The sequence below is a fragment of the Aneurinibacillus sp. REN35 genome, from assembly GCF_041379945.2.
Taxonomy (GTDB): Bacteria; Bacillota; Bacilli; order Aneurinibacillales; family Aneurinibacillaceae; genus Aneurinibacillus.
In genome coordinates this window covers 389542-405901 of sequence record NZ_JBFTXJ020000003.1, presented here as the reverse complement: position 1 = coordinate 405901, position 16360 = coordinate 389542, and the positions used below count along the sequence as shown (strand labels likewise).

Sequence of the window (16360 nt, the reverse complement as noted above, 5' to 3'; positions counted from 1 at the left end):
ATCTTACGAGTCTGTCTCTTCCTCTAACCAATTATAAAACGGGAACTCTTGCGGGAGCGCACCGGATGCCGCTACTGCAGACACGCCATTCCCTACTGTCTGCCCGCTTCGCTCACTGCGCTGCTGATGCTTGCGGAACTTAAGGCTATATTCACGCGCCTGTTGCGGCGTTCGAATATTGTTGCGGTGCCATTCGAACAGAATACGGTCAATATAGCGAAAGAACAATTTCCCCGAAATAACCGCTTCCCGAAGTGCCGCCATAATCAACGCCTCGCTGTAGCCGTCCTGGTCAATCCACATGGCTAAGTTCTCGCACTCAATAGGTGAGAGCGGACGGCCAAACTCCTCTTCAAAAACGGCGTACAGATTTTTCACACTGCTGCTTGTCCGCATTCCGCCTGGAATATCTTCATCCACCGGTTTTTGCTCAAGACAGGCCGCAATTTTTTTATGTAGCGGCGTAAAACAATACCATTCCGAACGCATACGAGTAGACGGATCGACTGTTTCTTCAATCGATATATACCCTTGCTGTACCAAGCGCTGCAGCTTCGTTACCACGGCAGCCGCATCCGCAGACATCCGCTCACCCACCTCATGAATCGTAGGGAACGGCTTGCCCTCCGTTTTGAAAGCGAGCAGATGAATAATGACCATCATCTCCTCATCCGATAGCCCGATCTGCCGATAATGTTGTAAAAGCAAGTTGGGAAGCGGGGTGGCTCCTGCTTCCAACATGCGCAATAAGACGTCACTCATCGAAACCCACCTCTCATGTATGAACGATTATAGCAGGATCTATCCGACAAGTTTAGTCTTGTAAAAATCACATTTTTCTTTTATGGGATTTATGGATAGAGACGGTTCAAAAGTCTCGGGAATGGAATCGTCTCCCGCACATGCTCCGTACCGCAAATCCAGCCAACTGTACGCTCAAGGCCCAGTCCAAAGCCGGAATGCGGGACAGAGCCGTATTTGCGCAGATCCAAATACCACTGGTATGCCTGTGGATTTAATTCATGCTCTTCATAACGTTTTTGCATTAACTCCAGATCATCAATCCGCTGGCTGCCGCCGATAATCTCGCCATAGCCTTCTGGCGCAATCAAATCGGCGCACAATACTACATCAGGATTGGAAGGGTCCGGCTTCATATAGAACGCTTTAATGCTGGCCGGATAATGAGTAATAAAGACCGGTTTTTCGAATTTCTCCGCAATCGCTGTTTCGTGTGGAGCACCAAAATCTTCTCCCCATTCGATTTCATGCCCGTCTTTTTGCAGCATCTCGATTGCTTCTGTATACGTAATACGCGGGAACGGTGCCTGCACCTGCTCCAAGCGGCTTGTATCGCGCCCTAAACGCTTTAATTCCAACTGACAATTCTTCAATACATACTGTACAACATAGCTTACGAAATCCTCTTGAATACGCAGGCTTTCTTCATGATCAACAAAGGCCATCTCCGGCTCGATCATCCAGAATTCGATCAGATGACGACGTGTCTTGGACTTCTCGGCACGGAAAGTAGGGCCGAACGAGAACACCCGTCCTAGCGCCATTGCTGCCGCCTCCATATACAACTGCCCGCTCTGAGACAAATAGGCTTCTTCATCAAAATATTGCGTATGAAACAGCGTCGTTGTACCTTCAGCAGACGTTGGCGTTAGAATAGGCGGATCTACCTTGTAGAATCCGCGCTCTTTGAAAAATTCATACACGGCCTGAATAACGGAGGAACGAATGGACAGCACCGCTTGTTGACGCATCGAACGAATCCAGAGATGGCGGTGATCCATCAAGAATTCTGTGCCGTGTTCTTTATTTGTAATCGGATACTCTTCCGCAATATGAAGCGGTTCAACACCAGTAACGGTCAGCTCGTAACCGGATTTTGCTCGCTCATCTTCACGAACCAACCCTGTTACATACAGCGAGCTTTCCTGTGTGAGCGATTTAGCCGCTTCCCATATCTCTTCAGCAACTTCCTGTTTTACAACTACCCCCTGAATGAAACCGGTTCCATCACGAAGCTGCAGAAATTGAATTTTTCCACTGGAACGTTTATTAAAAAGCCAGACGCCGAGGCGCACTTCTTCTCCTACATGCTTTCCGATTTGAGAAATTGTCGTTAGCATATTTTCATCCTTTCATTATCAAAAATAAGGATAAGCCTACAGAATTATACTATCCTCAGAGCACTTTTGCAAATGCTGGTATTCCTCTTTTTTCGACGCAAAATCTTATCATTTTCTCAGCCTTGGGGCGGAGGTGGAAGTACGAATCACTTGGTACAATAAGGGTAACAAACATCACTCCCGCAAAATAAAGAAGAAAAATACCAACATATTGGAATAGATAGATGCAATCGGTGGTAAATACCTTCATAATCATTCCATTTACATTTTAGAAAGTAGGAGATGCGGCGATGAAACTTACGAGAAAATGCGCAGCCTTCGTTCTAACGCTTGGCATTGTCGGCACAGCAGGTGCTTGGACCTTTACACAGCCCGATGTGCGCGCAGATGATAGCGTAATGCAAGGACAGCCTATACAGCAGCCAGCCGATACGAAAACAGCGGAACAGCCAGCTGTCGCTTCTGCAGATACATATACCAGTCATACGATGGGCTTCTCCCTTCGTCTACCTGCCTCTTGGATAGGCAATTATACTGTGACACAAGTAGAGAAAAATATAGACGGATTCCCGGCCACAGTATTCTCTAATCCGAAGCACTCATTTGAATTAATGCAAATTGTAAAAATCCCGGCAAGCGTCTGGGATGCAGAGGGATATCAAGAGTCACTTTATATGAAGCTTACAGAGCGTGACGGCATGGTGTACGCGGCCCTCTTCCCTTCCGAAACACTCTATCAAGACGACAAAGAAGTAACGGAAATTACAGACATGCTAAACAGCATGTTCGAACAACTCCACGCTTCATTCAAAGCAGATCAATAAATACCGCAATAAAAATGCCCGAGAACCGGTTCATATACCGGCATCCTCGGGCATTTCTTATGTCCTTCCTTACTTTTGCTCCACAAATTTTTTGATGCGAGCAATTCCCTTCTCCAGTTGTTCTAACGAGGTAGCATAGGAGATACGAATATGGTTCGGTGCACCGAAGCCGGAGCCCGGAATCAGCGCCACATATTCCTGCTCAAGCAATGCCTGCGCCCATTCATCCACATCTGTATATCCGCCTTTTTTCATGGCTTCACTTACATTAGCAAACAGGTAGAAAGCGCCCTTTGGTGCAGTGCAGTGAATTCCTTCAATGTCATTCATCAGTTTAACAACTGCTTGGCGACGCTTGTCGAATTCAACTTTCATCATCTCAAGCGGCTCCTGTGTTCCCTCAAGCGCTGCCAATGCACCGTATTGTGCAAATGTTGTCGGATTGGATGTACTGTGGCTCGACAGGTTCGTCATCGCTTTGATAAGCGCTTCATTGCCTGCCGCATAGCCAATCCGCCAGCCAGTCATCGAGTACGGCTTAGACATCCCATTAATAACAACCGTCAACTCATAGGCTTCCGGGCTTAACGATGCGATGCTTACATGCTCTTCACCGTCATAAATAAGCTTCTCATAAATCTCATCCGATACCATGAGGATTTTTTTCTCAATGCACACTTGCGCCAGTGCTTCAAGCTCTGTACGGCTATACACACTGCCTGTTGGGTTGCTTGGCGAGTTAATAATAACGGCGCGCGTCTTCTCTGTAATAGCTGCGCGGAGTTGCTCTGGTGTGATCTTGAACTCATTTTCTTCCGCACCTTCAACAAATACCGGCACACCATCAGCAAGTGTAATCATCTCTGGATAGCTTACCCAATATGGAATCGGCACGATAACTTCATCACCAGGATCTACAATTGCCTGGAACAGATTATACAATGCATGCTTTGCCCCATTGCATACTACGACTTGTGAAGGTTTATATGTAAGGCCATTATCGCGCTGAAGCTTATTGCATATTGCCTTTTTCAATTCTACAATACCAGCGGCTGCCGTGTATTTTGTCTGACCTTCTTCCATCGCTTTGACAGCAGCATCAATAATGTGCTGCGGCGTATTGAAATCAGGCTCACCTGCTCCTAGACCCACTACATCATAGCCCTCGCTCTTCAACTCTTTTGCTTTGGCTGTAATGGCAAGCGTTTTGGATGGCGTAATCTGCGCCACACGCTTCGCTACATTCATCTTAAGCTCCTCCTCTGCTTCCTACGAAACGTATACATTATTTTGTTTTTTCAATCCTTTTCATTTTACAACTGTTATCTCAAAAAAGAAAGGACACCTTTTACCCCAATCTGCCTTCATAGAAAAAAGGATAGCCCAGCGCATACTGGATTATCCTTTTCATATGTTTATGCTTTTAGACGACGCGCTTCCATCTCTTCCACTTTTCGCTGTCTCGGAAGCGCCCGGGCTTCCTCTAGCATGACGCGGAAGCGCTCACCGTTCAATACTTCCTCGCGCAATAGATGATTTAAAGCATGCTGGAAGACGGGAAAATGATCCGTAAGCACTTTGCGGGTGCTATCTAGCAGCTCATTAAGGATACGCTGACGCTCTTCGTGCAGCGCTTCCTTTCCGACCATCTCCATTTTTACGATTCCTAGCTGCGATAGACCGCTGTCAATAATCGTATTGACAAGGCGCAGCGCCTGCTCAAAGTCATTGCGGGACCCTGTGCTCCGACCGCCATACAGCATTTCTTCCGCTACCGCACCGCCAAGCGCGATCATAATCTGCTGCTCAAGATTCTCAAGCGTATACAAATAACGATCCTGCTGCGGGCTTTGGCGTACATATCCAAGCGCCTGACCGCGCGGACGCAGCGATACTTGCGATACTGATAGCGGACGCACGACCTCAGATACAATCGCATGACCAAGCTCGTGATTCGCTACGCGCTCCCGCTCCTCAGCAGTCGATTCACGATCTGTCTGCTCTCCCATCATTACTTTATCGATCGCATGGGAGAAATGCGTCTGTGTAATGGCCTTGCTTTTATCACGAAATGCATAAATAGCCGCTTCATTGGTTACACTTTCTAACTGAGCACCCGAAAAATTAAACGTATCACGGGCAATCGCTTCAATATCTACATCCTCAGCCAGCGGCTTGTTTTTTACATGAATCTCAAGGATTTGTTTACGTGCCTTCATATCCGGCAGATCCACAACGATCTGACGGTCAAATCGACCCGGACGAATAAGCGCATCATCAAGCATATCTGCACGGTTGGTCGCAGCGATCATCAAAACACGCGGGTGCTCCGCCGTCGTAATCCCGTCCATCTCGGTCAATAACTGATTGAGCGTCTGATCGTACTCGCGGTGCTGGCTGCCCTCGCGCTTGCCACCAAGCACATCAATTTCGTCGATAAAAATAATCGCACTATCCTGGTTATTCTTCTCTGCTTTCTGCTTCGCTTCTTTAAACAAATCGCGGATGCGCTGCGCGCCGACACCAACATACATCTCCACGAACTGAGATCCGGAAGCGGCTACAAACGCAGAATTCGTATAATTGGCTGCCGCCTTTGCCATCAGTGTTTTCCCTGTTCCCGGAGGTCCGGTTAAAAGAATGCCTTTCAGCGGGCGAATGCCGTATTCTTTTAGCGTATCTTTATGAATCAAAAAGTCGAGCGCTTCCTTAAGCTCTTTCTTCGCTCGTTCCTGTCCGCCAATCTGACCAAACTTGACGGTTGTTTTTGGCATTTCGGCAGTCGTCTTCTTCTTAGAGATAGACATACCGCCCTGCCGCATAGCAAAAAACGCAATAAAACTAATAATCATGGCCGCAACAATCAGCGGCGCCACATTCACACCGATAAATATGAGAAACGCGATGATGACCGGGACCACGCCGATGATGATTTCTTTACCCATTCCGGCTCACCTCTCTCTCGCGCGGTAATACAGTATAGTACGGAGCCTTGCCGTCATTCAAATAAATATATACATATTGATCGTCCATACGAGAACTTACACTATTTAAGCTGTGTTTCTTTTTAATCTGATCCAATACAGCAGGAATTTTGGAATAAGTATGAAGCTCCATCGCTTCAGCAATCGCAAAAGCATTCTCATCCCAGATTTGTTTTAGATTTTTGTTCGAGGAATTAAATTCTACTTTGACTGGCTTGCCATTGGACTTATCAGAGGCAATCTTCTTTATCTTTTTATAGTCTTCAGCAAACTTGTCCGGATTGTTAAACGACACATCCAAGGTAATCGCATCACGGTTGATAATAATATCATTCACCTTCACACTTTTCATCGCAGTTATTTCATTGGTGATTGGTTTTTTCACAAACTGACTCTGAAACACATACCAACCCCCGAATAACAACAAACTGCTGAACAATACGGATAAAAAGATGGGCAATGCACGTATCTTCATCTCTACCCACCCCTTTCTACTGATGTGATATATAATTTGTATATCACGTAGTATATCATAAATACGTTGAATATGGAGCAAGCGTTTTTTTCCGTCACAAAATAGTCATGCTTAGTAAGAAACAGGCGAAAAATGGAGCGAAGGGTATCCTCGCTCCATTTTTCACTCTATGTGTCGGCCTTTAGCAACTGATATGATTTCAAAAACGTACCACTATACATATCCATATAATAGTAGTGAAGATACTTGCCATCCGCAAACAGAACTTCCCATGCTTTCTTGTTATCCTGCTTCGCCGGAATGATCCGAATGACCTCCATGGCAGGGTGTTCCTTCTTAAGCGAAGTGAGCACTGTTTGACGCGGAACTAAGCGGGACATCTTCTCCACTTCCCCTTGTTCTCCATGAAACCAAGCTACCAGTTCTTCACCGCTCTCGGTTTTTCCTTCGATGACAATATAATCCTTCGTACCATAATATGCATGAACTGCGGTGACTTCACTGATCTGTGTACGTGACAGCGCAAGTTCTTCTCCCTGTTTCTCAATGGCCCGCTTTTGACCAAGAAGGTGAAGATATAAGGCCAATGCCATACACAATGCAAGCACAAGCAGTATGAGGCCTCCATATACCCACGATTTTTTCATTTGTATTCCCTTACCCATATATGTCGTTGTATAGACCAAAATTTTGTTATATTCTCCTGCAAGCCACGGACGCATCAAAAAATGCTAAACATACTGTCTGCTGCACCGGAGATACTAACAGCAAGCGCAGGAGGAGGTGAGCGTGCGTGAAGCAGCCGCACCTTGCGCATCTTTTTGAACAACTACCGGAAGAAGTCGCGAAACTGCTCGCAGACGAGCGAAATCCTTCTTGGATGCTTCTATCCTCTCCATTCCGCTGCGAGGCGGAAGAGGCTTTCGCATCGTTTCGCCAGCCAAACCTTCATTCCTGGATTACTATGGAATAGCCGCAGTGACGGCGACCATTCGCATGTAAATTCCCCTACCTATCCATCTCTTATTATCCCGGTCGCAAGCGACCGGGGCTTTTTTTACTTTTTCTCTAACTGCTCAAACATGCGATTTGCATGCTCAACGATGGTTTCTTCCTCCATCGTAAGACACTTGCCATCTTTAACAAGCTGAACACCTTGCACATATACATCCACTACATCGCGCCCGCTCGCTGAATAGACCACATGAGAAATTGGATCATTTGCCGGCTGGAAGAAAACATTGTGGGAATCCAACATAATAAAGTCGGCCTGCTTGCCCACCTCAAGGGAGCCGATCTGATCTTCCATGAAAATCGCTTCCGCACCGTAAATGGTCGCCATACGCAACGCTTCTGCAGCAGGTACAAGCACCGGATTTTGACGGTGGCCCTTGTGCAGCAGTGCTGCCATTCTCATCTCTTCAAACAAATCAAGATTGTTGTTGCTTGCCGAGCTATCTGTGCCAAGAGACACACAGATCCCCCGCTCCATCATATCCGGTACACGGGCAATGCCGCTGCCTAGCTTCAGATTGCTGATCGGATTATGGGATACCTTTACATCATATTTGGCAAGAATATCAAGCTCCTCATCCGTTAGATGAACAGCATGCGCTACCAGCGTCGGGCGGTTAAATACACCGAGTTTCTCCAAGTGCTCCACCGGACGCGTACCATAATCATCTACATTCTGCTGCACTTCCTGCTCCGTCTCGGACATATGGATATGTACAGGCAGATCAAGTTCATGTGCACGAGCCACAATGCGTGCTACATAGTCCGGTGGGCATGTGTATGCACCATGCGGTGACATCATCGTCATAATGCGTCCGTTCGCCGTTTCATTCCACTTAGCGGCAAAGGCACTCGCCTCTTCAAGCTTCTTCGTCTGCTCTTCCGCTGAACATAAGCCAATCACACCACGGCATAGACGTGCACGTATGCCGGAAGCAGTAACCAGCTCAGCTACCATATCCATATGATCGTACATATCAACAAACGTGGTTGTGCCGGTTTTTAACATCTCTACAATAGAGAGAGACGTACCCCAACGCACATGGTCTTCCGTAAATTGCGCTTCAAGCGGCCACATTTTGGTCTCCAACCATTCCTTAAGCGGCAGGTCATCCGCATAGCCGCGCAAAAGCGACATCGCTGTATGGCCGTGTGTATTAACAAGACCCGGCATAACGATCCGGCCCTGTGCATCGATCACTTCGTCATATGTATCCAGCGCAGTCGGCGTTGCTCCCACATAGGTCAGTACGCCGTCTTCAAATCCAATCGCTCCGTCATAGATGACTTCGTTTTTTTCGTTTACGGTTAGTATTGTTGCATGAATCACGATTGTTTTCATGAAAGAGAAACCTCCATATTTTTATAAATAATATGCCAAGCTATGCAACTCCATCGTGACATCCGCATCATGAACACGGGTGCCTTCCGGTACGCGCAAATTGGTAGGTGCAAAATTCAAAATACCTACGACGCCTGCATGCACTAAAGAATCCGCTACTTTCTGTGCGGCATCTGCCGGCACGGCGATGATACCAATGCGTATGTTCTTCTCCTTCACGACAGCCTTTAATTCATCTAACGGTTGAATGGTTAAGTTGGCGATCTTATTGCCAACTTTCGTCGGATCGGCATCAAAAATAGCCGTAATTTTCATGTTGTCCTTCAAATACGCATTATAATTACTGATGGCATGACCGAGATGCCCTGCGCCGACCAAGAGGACATTAACCTGCCGATCAAGCTTTAAGATGTTCTTGATCTTTTCCACCAGATAATTAACTTCATACCCTATTCCTTTACGGCCGAATTCACCAAAGTAGGCAAGGTCCTTACGAATCTGTGCCGGATTTAAATCAAGGGCTTCACCCAACTGCTGGGATGAAACGGTACGAACATTCATCGCTTTTAAGCTGTTCAAATAACGCAAATAAACAGGAAGCCTCTTTACGACGGCATCAGAAATTTTTGGCACTTTCACTCTCGGTCCTCCCCTTCTTCAACCTACTCCTGTGTAATAGAAAACCTTGCTGCATAACCACAGCCGATTCTGCCTTCCTCTATCTATACGGCAGAATCAACTGCAGCGCGATGCACTACGAAAGCCAATCTGAAATCTCAGGTAAAAGCTGCGTCGTCGGCTTAATTACTACATCTGTTTCCGGCAGTGATTGTAAAAATACCCTGCCATAGCGTGCATCAATTACACGCCGATCATAAATGAGCACCACTCCACGGTCCGTGCTCGTGCGCACCAAGCGGCCGAATCCCTGCTTAAACCGGATTACAGCCTGCGGCACTGACAGTTGCATGAATGCATTTTTCTTCTGCTCTTCAAGCTGCTGGTTGCGCGCTTCGACAAGCGGGTGATTTGGCGGCACAAACGGAAGTCGCACAATCGCCAAGCAAGATAGATCCTCTCCCGGAATATCTACGCCTTCCCAAAAGCTGCTCGTACCAAGCAATACCGAAGCGGGAAGAGAGCGAAACTGCTTGGTTAGCTTGCTGCGACTTGAGCTATCCATTCCATGGCCAAGCACAGTAATCTCTGCTTCTTTTAGCTTTTCTTTCAACGGATCGTACACGCTGCGCAGCATGGCATACGAAGTAAACAGCACAAGCATGCGTCCCTTTGTCGTCATCGCCACCTGCGCTAGTGATTCAATTAACGCAGAAGCGAACTGCCCTTCCACTGCTCCTTTAATATTAGGAATTTCACTTGGAATACACACAAGCGTCTGCTTCTTATAATCAAACGGCGAGGCAAGGACAGCTGTATCAATATTATTTTCTTGCAGCAGATCAGAAAGGCCAAATCGCTCTGTTGCATACTTGAAAGAAGCATTAACACTTAACGTCGCTGATGTAAGAATGATGCTCTCTTTCTTATCAAAAAAGCGTTCACGCAGCGGCACAGAGACATCAATCGGCACACGCTGTAAAAACAGACTTTTTCTTGTACTGCGCGTATCTAATTCGACCCAATATACATAATCTTCATCTTCAACCAACAGCATGTCATGGAGCAGTGACGCATAGTGCTGACAATCATTGACTACACCGTTCAAATCCGTCAGAAGCCCTTTCATCCCCATCGGCACATCTTCCCCGTGAATATCGGCATAAACCGCTTCAAGCTTTCTCCCAATCGTAAGAAGAAGATCTACGCTATTGCGAACAGCAGAGACCACGGCGCGTCCAAAGCGGTTCTGTAAATTCTCCTGCTTATAGCGCATGACGGTATGACCAAGCTCTTCTCCCTCTTTGGCACGCTGATGCGACCATTGATAGAGCAAATTATACATCTCGCGGACCGCTTCCTTGCCTTCACGAATCTGCTGATACGAAGTCTCGATCGTATGCTTTACTTCTTCATACGAAGCTGTACTCCAGCCTCGTACCGCCTCTTCCACCTCTTCAAGCAGGCCTGGGCCACGATCAGGATGCAGTCGATGCAGCATACCTTCCAATTGATACGATGAAATCGTATCGCCCAAATGACGGCTTGCTACATCATCGAAATGATGGGCTTCATCAATAACTGCATAACGATAAGAAGGAAGAATACGATGCTCAGAATTCATATCGGTAAACAGAAGCGAATGGTTGGTAACAATGACTTCCGCCTGCTGTGCTTTGCGTCTCGCCTGATGGTAATAACAGCGCGAAAACCACGGACACTGCCTATTTAGACAGGAATTAGCATCGCTCTGTACCTGCTTCCAATAGGTTTGGCCTCCGGATGGAAGACTGATTTCTTCTACATCGCCTGTCTCCGTTTCCGTAAGCCACACAAGCATCTGAGACTTGCTAAGCTGTACATCATAATTATCGTGCGCTTCCTGGATGCTATGTGAAAACTTCCGCAAGCATAGATAGTTGTTTCTTCCTTTTAAAACAGAAATACGTGGAGCATCCTCGCCAAAAATCGCCTGCATGAGCGGTAGATCCCTGGTATACATCTGCTCCTGCAGTTGAATGGTATGCGTGGAGATTACAACAGTCTCTTCCTGCTCCTTCGCCCAGAAAATGGCCGGGATCAGATAAGCAAGTGATTTCCCTGTTCCCGTTCCCGCTTCTATCATCAGATGGCGACTAGAAGCAAACGAATCATACACCTGCTTCATCATCGTAACCTGAGCGGGGCGAAGCTCAAAACCAGGCATCCATTCCTTTAAGCTTCCCTGTTCACCAAACAGACTCTCAACAAAGGTGTCAAAATCCATTGTTTCCTCTAAAGCACGCCCGTTTTCTTTCTCAATAGCCCGGCGCTTCTTCAGACAGATCTGATGAATCACTTCCAAATCTCCAGCAGGCTCATATGCGCCCCCTCGAATCTTCTGCTGTTCTATATCCGAGAGCAGCACCTCGACATCTGAATGAAACGGGCGGCTTAGCCGCTGCAGATGTTGAATGGTGACAAGCGGCAGTGTCTTGAGCCGCTCTAACAAATGCAGCAAAATAAAAGCCGTCGCTTCCGCATCAGAATCAGCCTGATGTGGACGATCATGTGCAATATCAAGACCGACAGAAAGATCGGATAAACGGTAGCCCTCCTGGGCGGGCAAAAGGAGCCTGGATAGCTCCACCGTATCAAGAAGAGGACCTGTGAAAGGATGATATCCAGCCTCACTGAGTGCATTTTGCAAAAATGATAAATCAAAAAAAACATTATGGGCTACAAAAGCGGCCCCATCTAACATTTTTAACAACGGGGGCAGCGCATCTTCAATAGACGGTGCATCTTCTACCATCTCATTGTTAATGCCTGTTAGCTTTTCGATAAAAGGAGGGATATCGACATGGGGATTAACCAGTGTAGAGAAACGCTCAATGATTTCTCCTTCGCGGACAAGCACCGCGCCGATCTGTATAATCTTATCTCCCTCTTTTGGTCGATTGCCCGTCGTCTCAAAATCGACCACAACAAAAGTGTTCAATTATTTCACCTCAAACTCTTCCGCTTCCTTACTTGTGTATAGACAAGGATTCACTTACTATTTTCTATCACTTACCGTGTAAGTGCAATATAAAAAAAGAAAAACCGGCGTTTACGGCGCCGGTATCCATTCCTGCCAACGTTCATATGCCTCCCTGTGCGCGCCGGACGTATAATGCACAAGACCTGCATACAAGCCGCCTTCTCGAAGCTTTCCTTTAGTATGGCTTGCTGAGAAGTGCACAAGTGCTTCATTGGCCTTTCCCTGCAGCAAAAACCATTTTCCCTGAAGGTAATGTCCCAATCCCTGGATGTGGGGTACACTCTCCTTCAGCAATTCATCAATAAGCCTTTGCGCTTCTGTAAATTGCCCACCTCTTAGCAGCACTTCAGCGATCCCGACACGCGCAATCGGATAATCATGCTTCTGAGCAGTTTCTTTAAATATATACAGCGCACGCTCCGCTTCACCCTGACAGAGAAGAATCCATGCATAGGAGCATGCATAATTCGCATGATTGGGGGCTAATGTCAGCGCATATTTCACATAAGAGAGGGCTTTGTCCACCTCCCCTGTCTGCCATAACGACCAGCCCAACCCATGCCATACAGAAGCATCTGCTTGTCCTTCTCCTAATAGACGCTGATAACAGCGAGCTGCATCTGTATATCGTTCGATTTTTTCGTACGCACAAGCGAGCAATTTGCGCTGGCTTGTCTGATAGGTAAGCGGCTCAGCCTGCTGCAAAAACGTGTAAGCTTCGTTTTTCCTGCCCGTTTTCATACAGCACATGCTTATCAAAAGCAACCCGTCTACATCCTCGCTTTTACTTCCAAGCAGCGGCGCCACTGTTTTGCCTGCATCTTCATACCGGCCTAGACGATAGAGCGTAAGTGCTTGATTGTACCGTGCGTCCACAAGTTCAGGAAGTGCGGTCAGCGCACGTTCAAACCAAGATAATCCCTGCTCAGGATTTCCCTCCAAGGCGGCAATGCAGCCCATCGCGTTATAGGATGCGGCGCAAATGAACGCATGATTACACGTCTCGGCGAGCAAGCGGAACTGCTGGTATGCGACATCAAAGCGCCTGGACATGAGAAAGCCAAAGGCAAGATAAAGTCTCGCTACTGCAATATCGGGCGCTTCTTCAAGTACACGGTTAAAAGAGGCCACCGCTTCTCTGTACATGGAAAGCATAAAGTATCCCTGTCCCTGACGAAACGTAGCCGCTAGGGCATATGGCAGATAAATTTCTTCTATATATTCCTCGCTATGCTCGTCCCAAGACTGCGCCGTCTCTTCTTCTGCCACCTCCAAAGCTAAAGGGGCAACTTGGTCGCGGGCAGCTTCTCCTTCAAACATCCGCTGGATTTCAATCAGTTGTTCTTCAAATCCGATCCATTCCTCTACAATCATGTCGCTGATCTGACGCAGATGCAAAACATCCTGATACAGCATGGCAAGCTCTGCCTCTTCTGCCACCGCCATACGCGCTTTCACTGTCGAGATCTTGTCCGTTAACGCGGCAAAATAATGCGACAACAGCATCCCACCCGCCACCTTTCTTGTATGTTTTTTCCTCTACAAGCGCTTTATCTAGTATCAGTGTGGCACAATGAACGGGAAATTATGAAAAGCAGCCCAGGAACATAAAAGAAGAGGAGCAGGACATCAGCTTGTCCTGCTCCTCTTCCCATAAGTCTCACTGTTTTACAGTACTGTCGCATGAATTTCTTCACCGATCATTTCGACAATACGGTTACCTTCATCCATGATGGCGACTTTTGGTTTATACTCTTTCGCCTCCGCATCGCTCATCATCGCATAGGCGATGATGATTACGATATCACCGGGTTGAACCAGGCGGGCTGCTGCACCATTTAGACAGATTACCCCGCTACCGCGTTCTCCTTCAATCACATATGTTTCTAGGCGAGCGCCATTATTATTGTTAACAATCTGCACTTTTTCATTTGGTAGAATATCCACCGCATCCATAATATCGCGGTCAATCGTAATGCTGCCTACATAATTCAGGTTGGCTTCCGTTACGGTTGCCCGGTGGATTTTTGCTTTCATCATCGTACGGAACATGCTGCTTCCTCCTGGCTCGCAACGAGCATAATATTATCGATTAAGCGCGTACGGCCGAATCGAACCGCCAGCGCAATAAGGCAATTTCCCCGCAGTTCTGTTAAGGGAGCGAGATCGGGATAGCTGCGAATTTCAATGTAATCAATTTGTGCGAGCGAACTTTCTTGAATCGTGGATTCGATCGCTGCACGAAGCGCCGCTTCGCTTCTCTCTCCCATCTCAACCATCTCCTTGGCCCGCATAAGCGAACGAGAAAGAACAAGTGCCTGCTTGCGTTCTTCCGCAGACAAATACACATTGCGCGAGCTCAGTGCAAGCCCATCTGCCTCCCGAACAATCGGACATGGCACCACCTCGGTAGGAATATTGAGATCCCGTACCATTTGTGTAACAACAGCGACCTGCTGCGCGTCCTTCATGCCAAAAAATGCATAGTCAGGCTGGATGATATTGAACAGCTTCGTAACGACTGTCGACACGCCATCAAAGTGTCCCGGGCGCGAAGCTCCGCATAATGCATCGGTAATATCGCGTACCGCTACAAGGGTTTTGCTTCCTGATGGATACATTTCTTCCACCGATGGAAAAAAGAGAATATCTACGCCGCGCGATGCGGCTAATTGACTGTCCCGCTCTACATCGCGCGGATAGCTGGCCAAGTCTTCATTCGGACCAAACTGAAGCGGATTTACAAAAATGCTCATCACGACGATATCACACATCTTCTTTGCTTGATCGACGAGGCTTACATGCCCTTCATGCAAATATCCCATTGTCGGTACAAAGCCGATCTTCTTTGTACGCGACTGCTTTAATAAAGACCGCACCTCTTGAATGGAGGAAACCGTTCTCATACCTGAACCCCTTCTCCGTATAATTTCTCTATGGTCTCTTCTTTTATTGTAAATGTATGCTCTTCCGCCGGAAACGCACCGCTGCGCACTTCCTCAGCATACTGAGCAATGGCCTCTCTAATAAGGGAACCTGCATCGGCATATTTCTTCACAAATTTCGGTACTCGGTCACTGCCATAAGACAGAATATCATGATATACCAGTACCTGACCATCGCAACCGGCTCCAGCTCCGATGCCAATCGTTGGAATGGATAGCTTTTGTGAGATTAATGCGGCAAGTTGTTTGGGTACACATTCCATTACAAGTGCAAAAGCACCCGCTTCTTCAAGCGCAAGCGCATCGTCAAGCAGCTTTTGCGCAGCTTCTGGTGTTTTGCCTTGTACTTTGTAGCCGCCCAATTGGTGCACCGATTGCGGTGTAAGACCGATATGCGCAACAACAGGAATACCTGCCTGCGTACAGCGGCGAATCAATGGTGCAAGCTCCGCTCCACCTTCGATTTTCACGGCTTTTGCCAGTCCTTCCTGCATCAGGCGCCCGGCATTTCGCAGCGCATCTTCAATCGTGCCGTGATACGTAAGAAACGGAAGGTCCGCGACGACAAAAGCGCGTTTGGCTCCGCGCGTAACCGCTTTCGTATGGTGAACCATGTCATCAAGTGTCACGGGCAGCGTTGAGTCATACCCGAGCACGACCATACCGAGCGAATCCCCGACAAGAATCATATCAACGCCCGCTTCCTCTGCAAGCTTTGCAGCCGGATAATCGTATGCGGTCAACATAACAATACGTTTCCCCTGCTGCTTCATCTCTTTTAAAGACGCTGTTGTAACCATTGAACTTCCTGCCATCTTCCTTCCTCCTTGTACTTTGAGCCACGCGGCAAAAAAACATGTGATGAAGGCATATAAAAACGCCTTCAACAGAGGAGAAGGCGTACTGAAACCATGATTTAAAAAACGTAAATATGGCAACAATGGACTCCCTCTGTCTCGGTCCTCATCGGCTCAGAGCAGATTACTTGGATTGTA

The 16360-nt window shown here is 47.3% G+C and carries 15 protein-coding genes; 2 read left to right on the top strand and 13 right to left on the bottom strand.

The features are described 5' to 3' along the window. Positions 1–3: 3 nt before the first annotated feature. The gene (locus tag AB3351_RS08460; protein WP_371146687.1) at positions 4–762 is read right to left on the bottom strand and encodes a DnaD domain protein; all 759 of its coding nucleotides are present in this window, start codon (positions 760–762) and stop codon (positions 4–6) included. An 89-nt stretch (positions 763–851) separates the two neighbouring features. Beyond that, complete coding sequence (gene asnS / locus AB3351_RS08455) at positions 852–2141, bottom strand: asparagine--tRNA ligase (RefSeq protein WP_371146686.1); 1290 nt, start codon at positions 2139–2141, stop codon at positions 852–854. 290 nt (positions 2142–2431) lie between these two features. Here asnS and AB3351_RS08450 point away from each other — a divergent pair, with 290 nt between their 5' ends. Continuing rightward, a complete protein-coding gene (locus AB3351_RS08450; RefSeq protein ID WP_371146685.1) occupies positions 2432–2965 on the top strand; it encodes a hypothetical protein in 534 nt (177 codons plus the stop codon). 69 nt (positions 2966–3034) lie between these two features. Here the strand turns inward: AB3351_RS08450 and AB3351_RS08445 are convergent, their stop codons facing one another. The 4 genes from AB3351_RS08445 to AB3351_RS08430 all read right to left on the bottom strand — a co-directional run bounded on the left by AB3351_RS08445 (position 3035) and on the right by AB3351_RS08430 (position 7071). Further along, positions 3035–4213 carry a pyridoxal phosphate-dependent aminotransferase gene (locus AB3351_RS08445; RefSeq protein ID WP_371146684.1) on the bottom strand — a complete coding sequence of 393 codons (1179 nt, stop codon included), beginning with the start codon at positions 4211–4213 and terminating at the stop codon, positions 3035–3037. A gap of 167 nt (positions 4214–4380) precedes the next feature. Further along, positions 4381–5910 carry an AAA family ATPase gene (locus AB3351_RS08440; RefSeq protein WP_371146683.1) on the bottom strand — a complete coding sequence of 510 codons (1530 nt, stop codon included), beginning with the start codon at positions 5908–5910 and terminating at the stop codon, positions 4381–4383. Beyond that, positions 5903–6424 (bottom strand): hypothetical protein, encoded by a 522-nt coding sequence (locus tag AB3351_RS08435; protein WP_371146682.1) that lies wholly within the window; start codon positions 6422–6424, stop codon positions 5903–5905. The genes AB3351_RS08440 and AB3351_RS08435 overlap by 8 nt, the downstream gene beginning before the upstream one ends. A gap of 167 nt (positions 6425–6591) precedes the next feature. After that, positions 6592–7071 carry a cell wall elongation regulator TseB-like domain-containing protein gene (locus AB3351_RS08430; protein WP_371146681.1) on the bottom strand — a complete coding sequence of 160 codons (480 nt, stop codon included), beginning with the start codon at positions 7069–7071 and terminating at the stop codon, positions 6592–6594. A 146-nt stretch (positions 7072–7217) separates the two neighbouring features. Between AB3351_RS08430 and AB3351_RS08425 the strand changes: the two genes are divergently transcribed. Then, positions 7218–7397, top strand: a complete 180-nt coding sequence (locus AB3351_RS08425) for a hypothetical protein (protein WP_371146680.1) — start codon at positions 7218–7220, stop codon at positions 7395–7397. Between the two features lie 84 nt (positions 7398–7481). Here the strand turns inward: AB3351_RS08425 and AB3351_RS08420 are convergent, their stop codons facing one another. The 7 genes from AB3351_RS08420 to panB all read right to left on the bottom strand — a co-directional run bounded on the left by AB3351_RS08420 (position 7482) and on the right by panB (position 16180). After that, positions 7482–8780, bottom strand: coding sequence for an amidohydrolase family protein (locus AB3351_RS08420; RefSeq protein WP_371146679.1), 1299 nt, complete (start codon positions 8778–8780; stop codon positions 7482–7484). A gap of 21 nt (positions 8781–8801) precedes the next feature. Beyond that, positions 8802–9419 (bottom strand): redox-sensing transcriptional repressor Rex, encoded by a 618-nt coding sequence (locus AB3351_RS08415; protein WP_371146678.1) that lies wholly within the window; start codon positions 9417–9419, stop codon positions 8802–8804. 115 nt (positions 9420–9534) lie between these two features. Continuing rightward, a complete protein-coding gene (gene dinG / locus AB3351_RS08410; protein WP_371146677.1) occupies positions 9535–12378 on the bottom strand; it encodes an ATP-dependent DNA helicase DinG in 2844 nt (947 codons plus the stop codon). 111 nt (positions 12379–12489) lie between these two features. After that, positions 12490–13926: a tetratricopeptide repeat protein gene (locus AB3351_RS08405; protein WP_371146676.1), complete on the bottom strand. Its 1437-nt coding sequence runs from the start codon at positions 13924–13926 to the stop codon at positions 12490–12492. A gap of 162 nt (positions 13927–14088) precedes the next feature. Further along, positions 14089–14472, bottom strand: coding sequence for an aspartate 1-decarboxylase (panD, locus tag AB3351_RS08400; RefSeq protein WP_371146675.1), 384 nt, complete (start codon positions 14470–14472; stop codon positions 14089–14091). Continuing rightward, complete coding sequence (gene panC, locus AB3351_RS08395) at positions 14457–15326, bottom strand: pantoate--beta-alanine ligase (protein WP_371146674.1); 870 nt, start codon at positions 15324–15326, stop codon at positions 14457–14459. The genes panD and panC overlap by 16 nt, the downstream gene beginning before the upstream one ends. Beyond that, positions 15323–16180 carry a 3-methyl-2-oxobutanoate hydroxymethyltransferase gene (gene panB / locus AB3351_RS08390; protein ID WP_371146673.1) on the bottom strand — a complete coding sequence of 286 codons (858 nt, stop codon included), beginning with the start codon at positions 16178–16180 and terminating at the stop codon, positions 15323–15325. Before panB ends, panC begins: the two co-directional genes overlap by 4 nt. Between the last annotated feature and the right edge of the window lie 180 nt (positions 16181–16360).

Excerpts from the sequence above, each read along its gene's own strand:
- AB3351_RS08450 (WP_371146685.1), top strand. The coding sequence starts at position 2,432 with ATGAAACTTACGAGAAAATGCGCAGCCTTCGTTCTAACGCTTGGCATT.
- AB3351_RS08440 (WP_371146683.1), bottom strand. The coding sequence starts at position 5,910 with ATGGGTAAAGAAATCATCATCGGCGTGGTCCCGGTCATCATCGCGTTT.
- AB3351_RS08405 (WP_371146676.1), bottom strand. The coding sequence starts at position 13,926 with ATGCTGTTGTCGCATTATTTTGCCGCGTTAACGGACAAGATCTCGACA.
- panD (WP_371146675.1), bottom strand. The coding sequence starts at position 14,472 with ATGTTCCGTACGATGATGAAAGCAAAAATCCACCGGGCAACCGTAACG.
- panB (WP_371146673.1), bottom strand. The coding sequence starts at position 16,180 with ATGGCAGGAAGTTCAATGGTTACAACAGCGTCTTTAAAAGAGATGAAG.
- AB3351_RS08460 (WP_371146687.1), bottom strand. The coding sequence starts at position 762 with ATGAGTGACGTCTTATTGCGCATGTTGGAAGCAGGAGCCACCCCGCTT.
- AB3351_RS08445 (WP_371146684.1), bottom strand. The coding sequence starts at position 4,213 with ATGAATGTAGCGAAGCGTGTGGCGCAGATTACGCCATCCAAAACGCTT.
- AB3351_RS08430 (WP_371146681.1), bottom strand. The coding sequence starts at position 7,071 with ATGAAAAAATCGTGGGTATATGGAGGCCTCATACTGCTTGTGCTTGCA.
- panC (WP_371146674.1), bottom strand. The coding sequence starts at position 15,326 with ATGAGAACGGTTTCCTCCATTCAAGAGGTGCGGTCTTTATTAAAGCAG.
- asnS (WP_371146686.1), bottom strand. The coding sequence starts at position 2,141 with ATGCTAACGACAATTTCTCAAATCGGAAAGCATGTAGGAGAAGAAGTG.
- AB3351_RS08420 (WP_371146679.1), bottom strand. The coding sequence starts at position 8,780 with ATGAAAACAATCGTGATTCATGCAACAATACTAACCGTAAACGAAAAA.
- AB3351_RS08435 (WP_371146682.1), bottom strand. The coding sequence starts at position 6,424 with ATGAAGATACGTGCATTGCCCATCTTTTTATCCGTATTGTTCAGCAGT.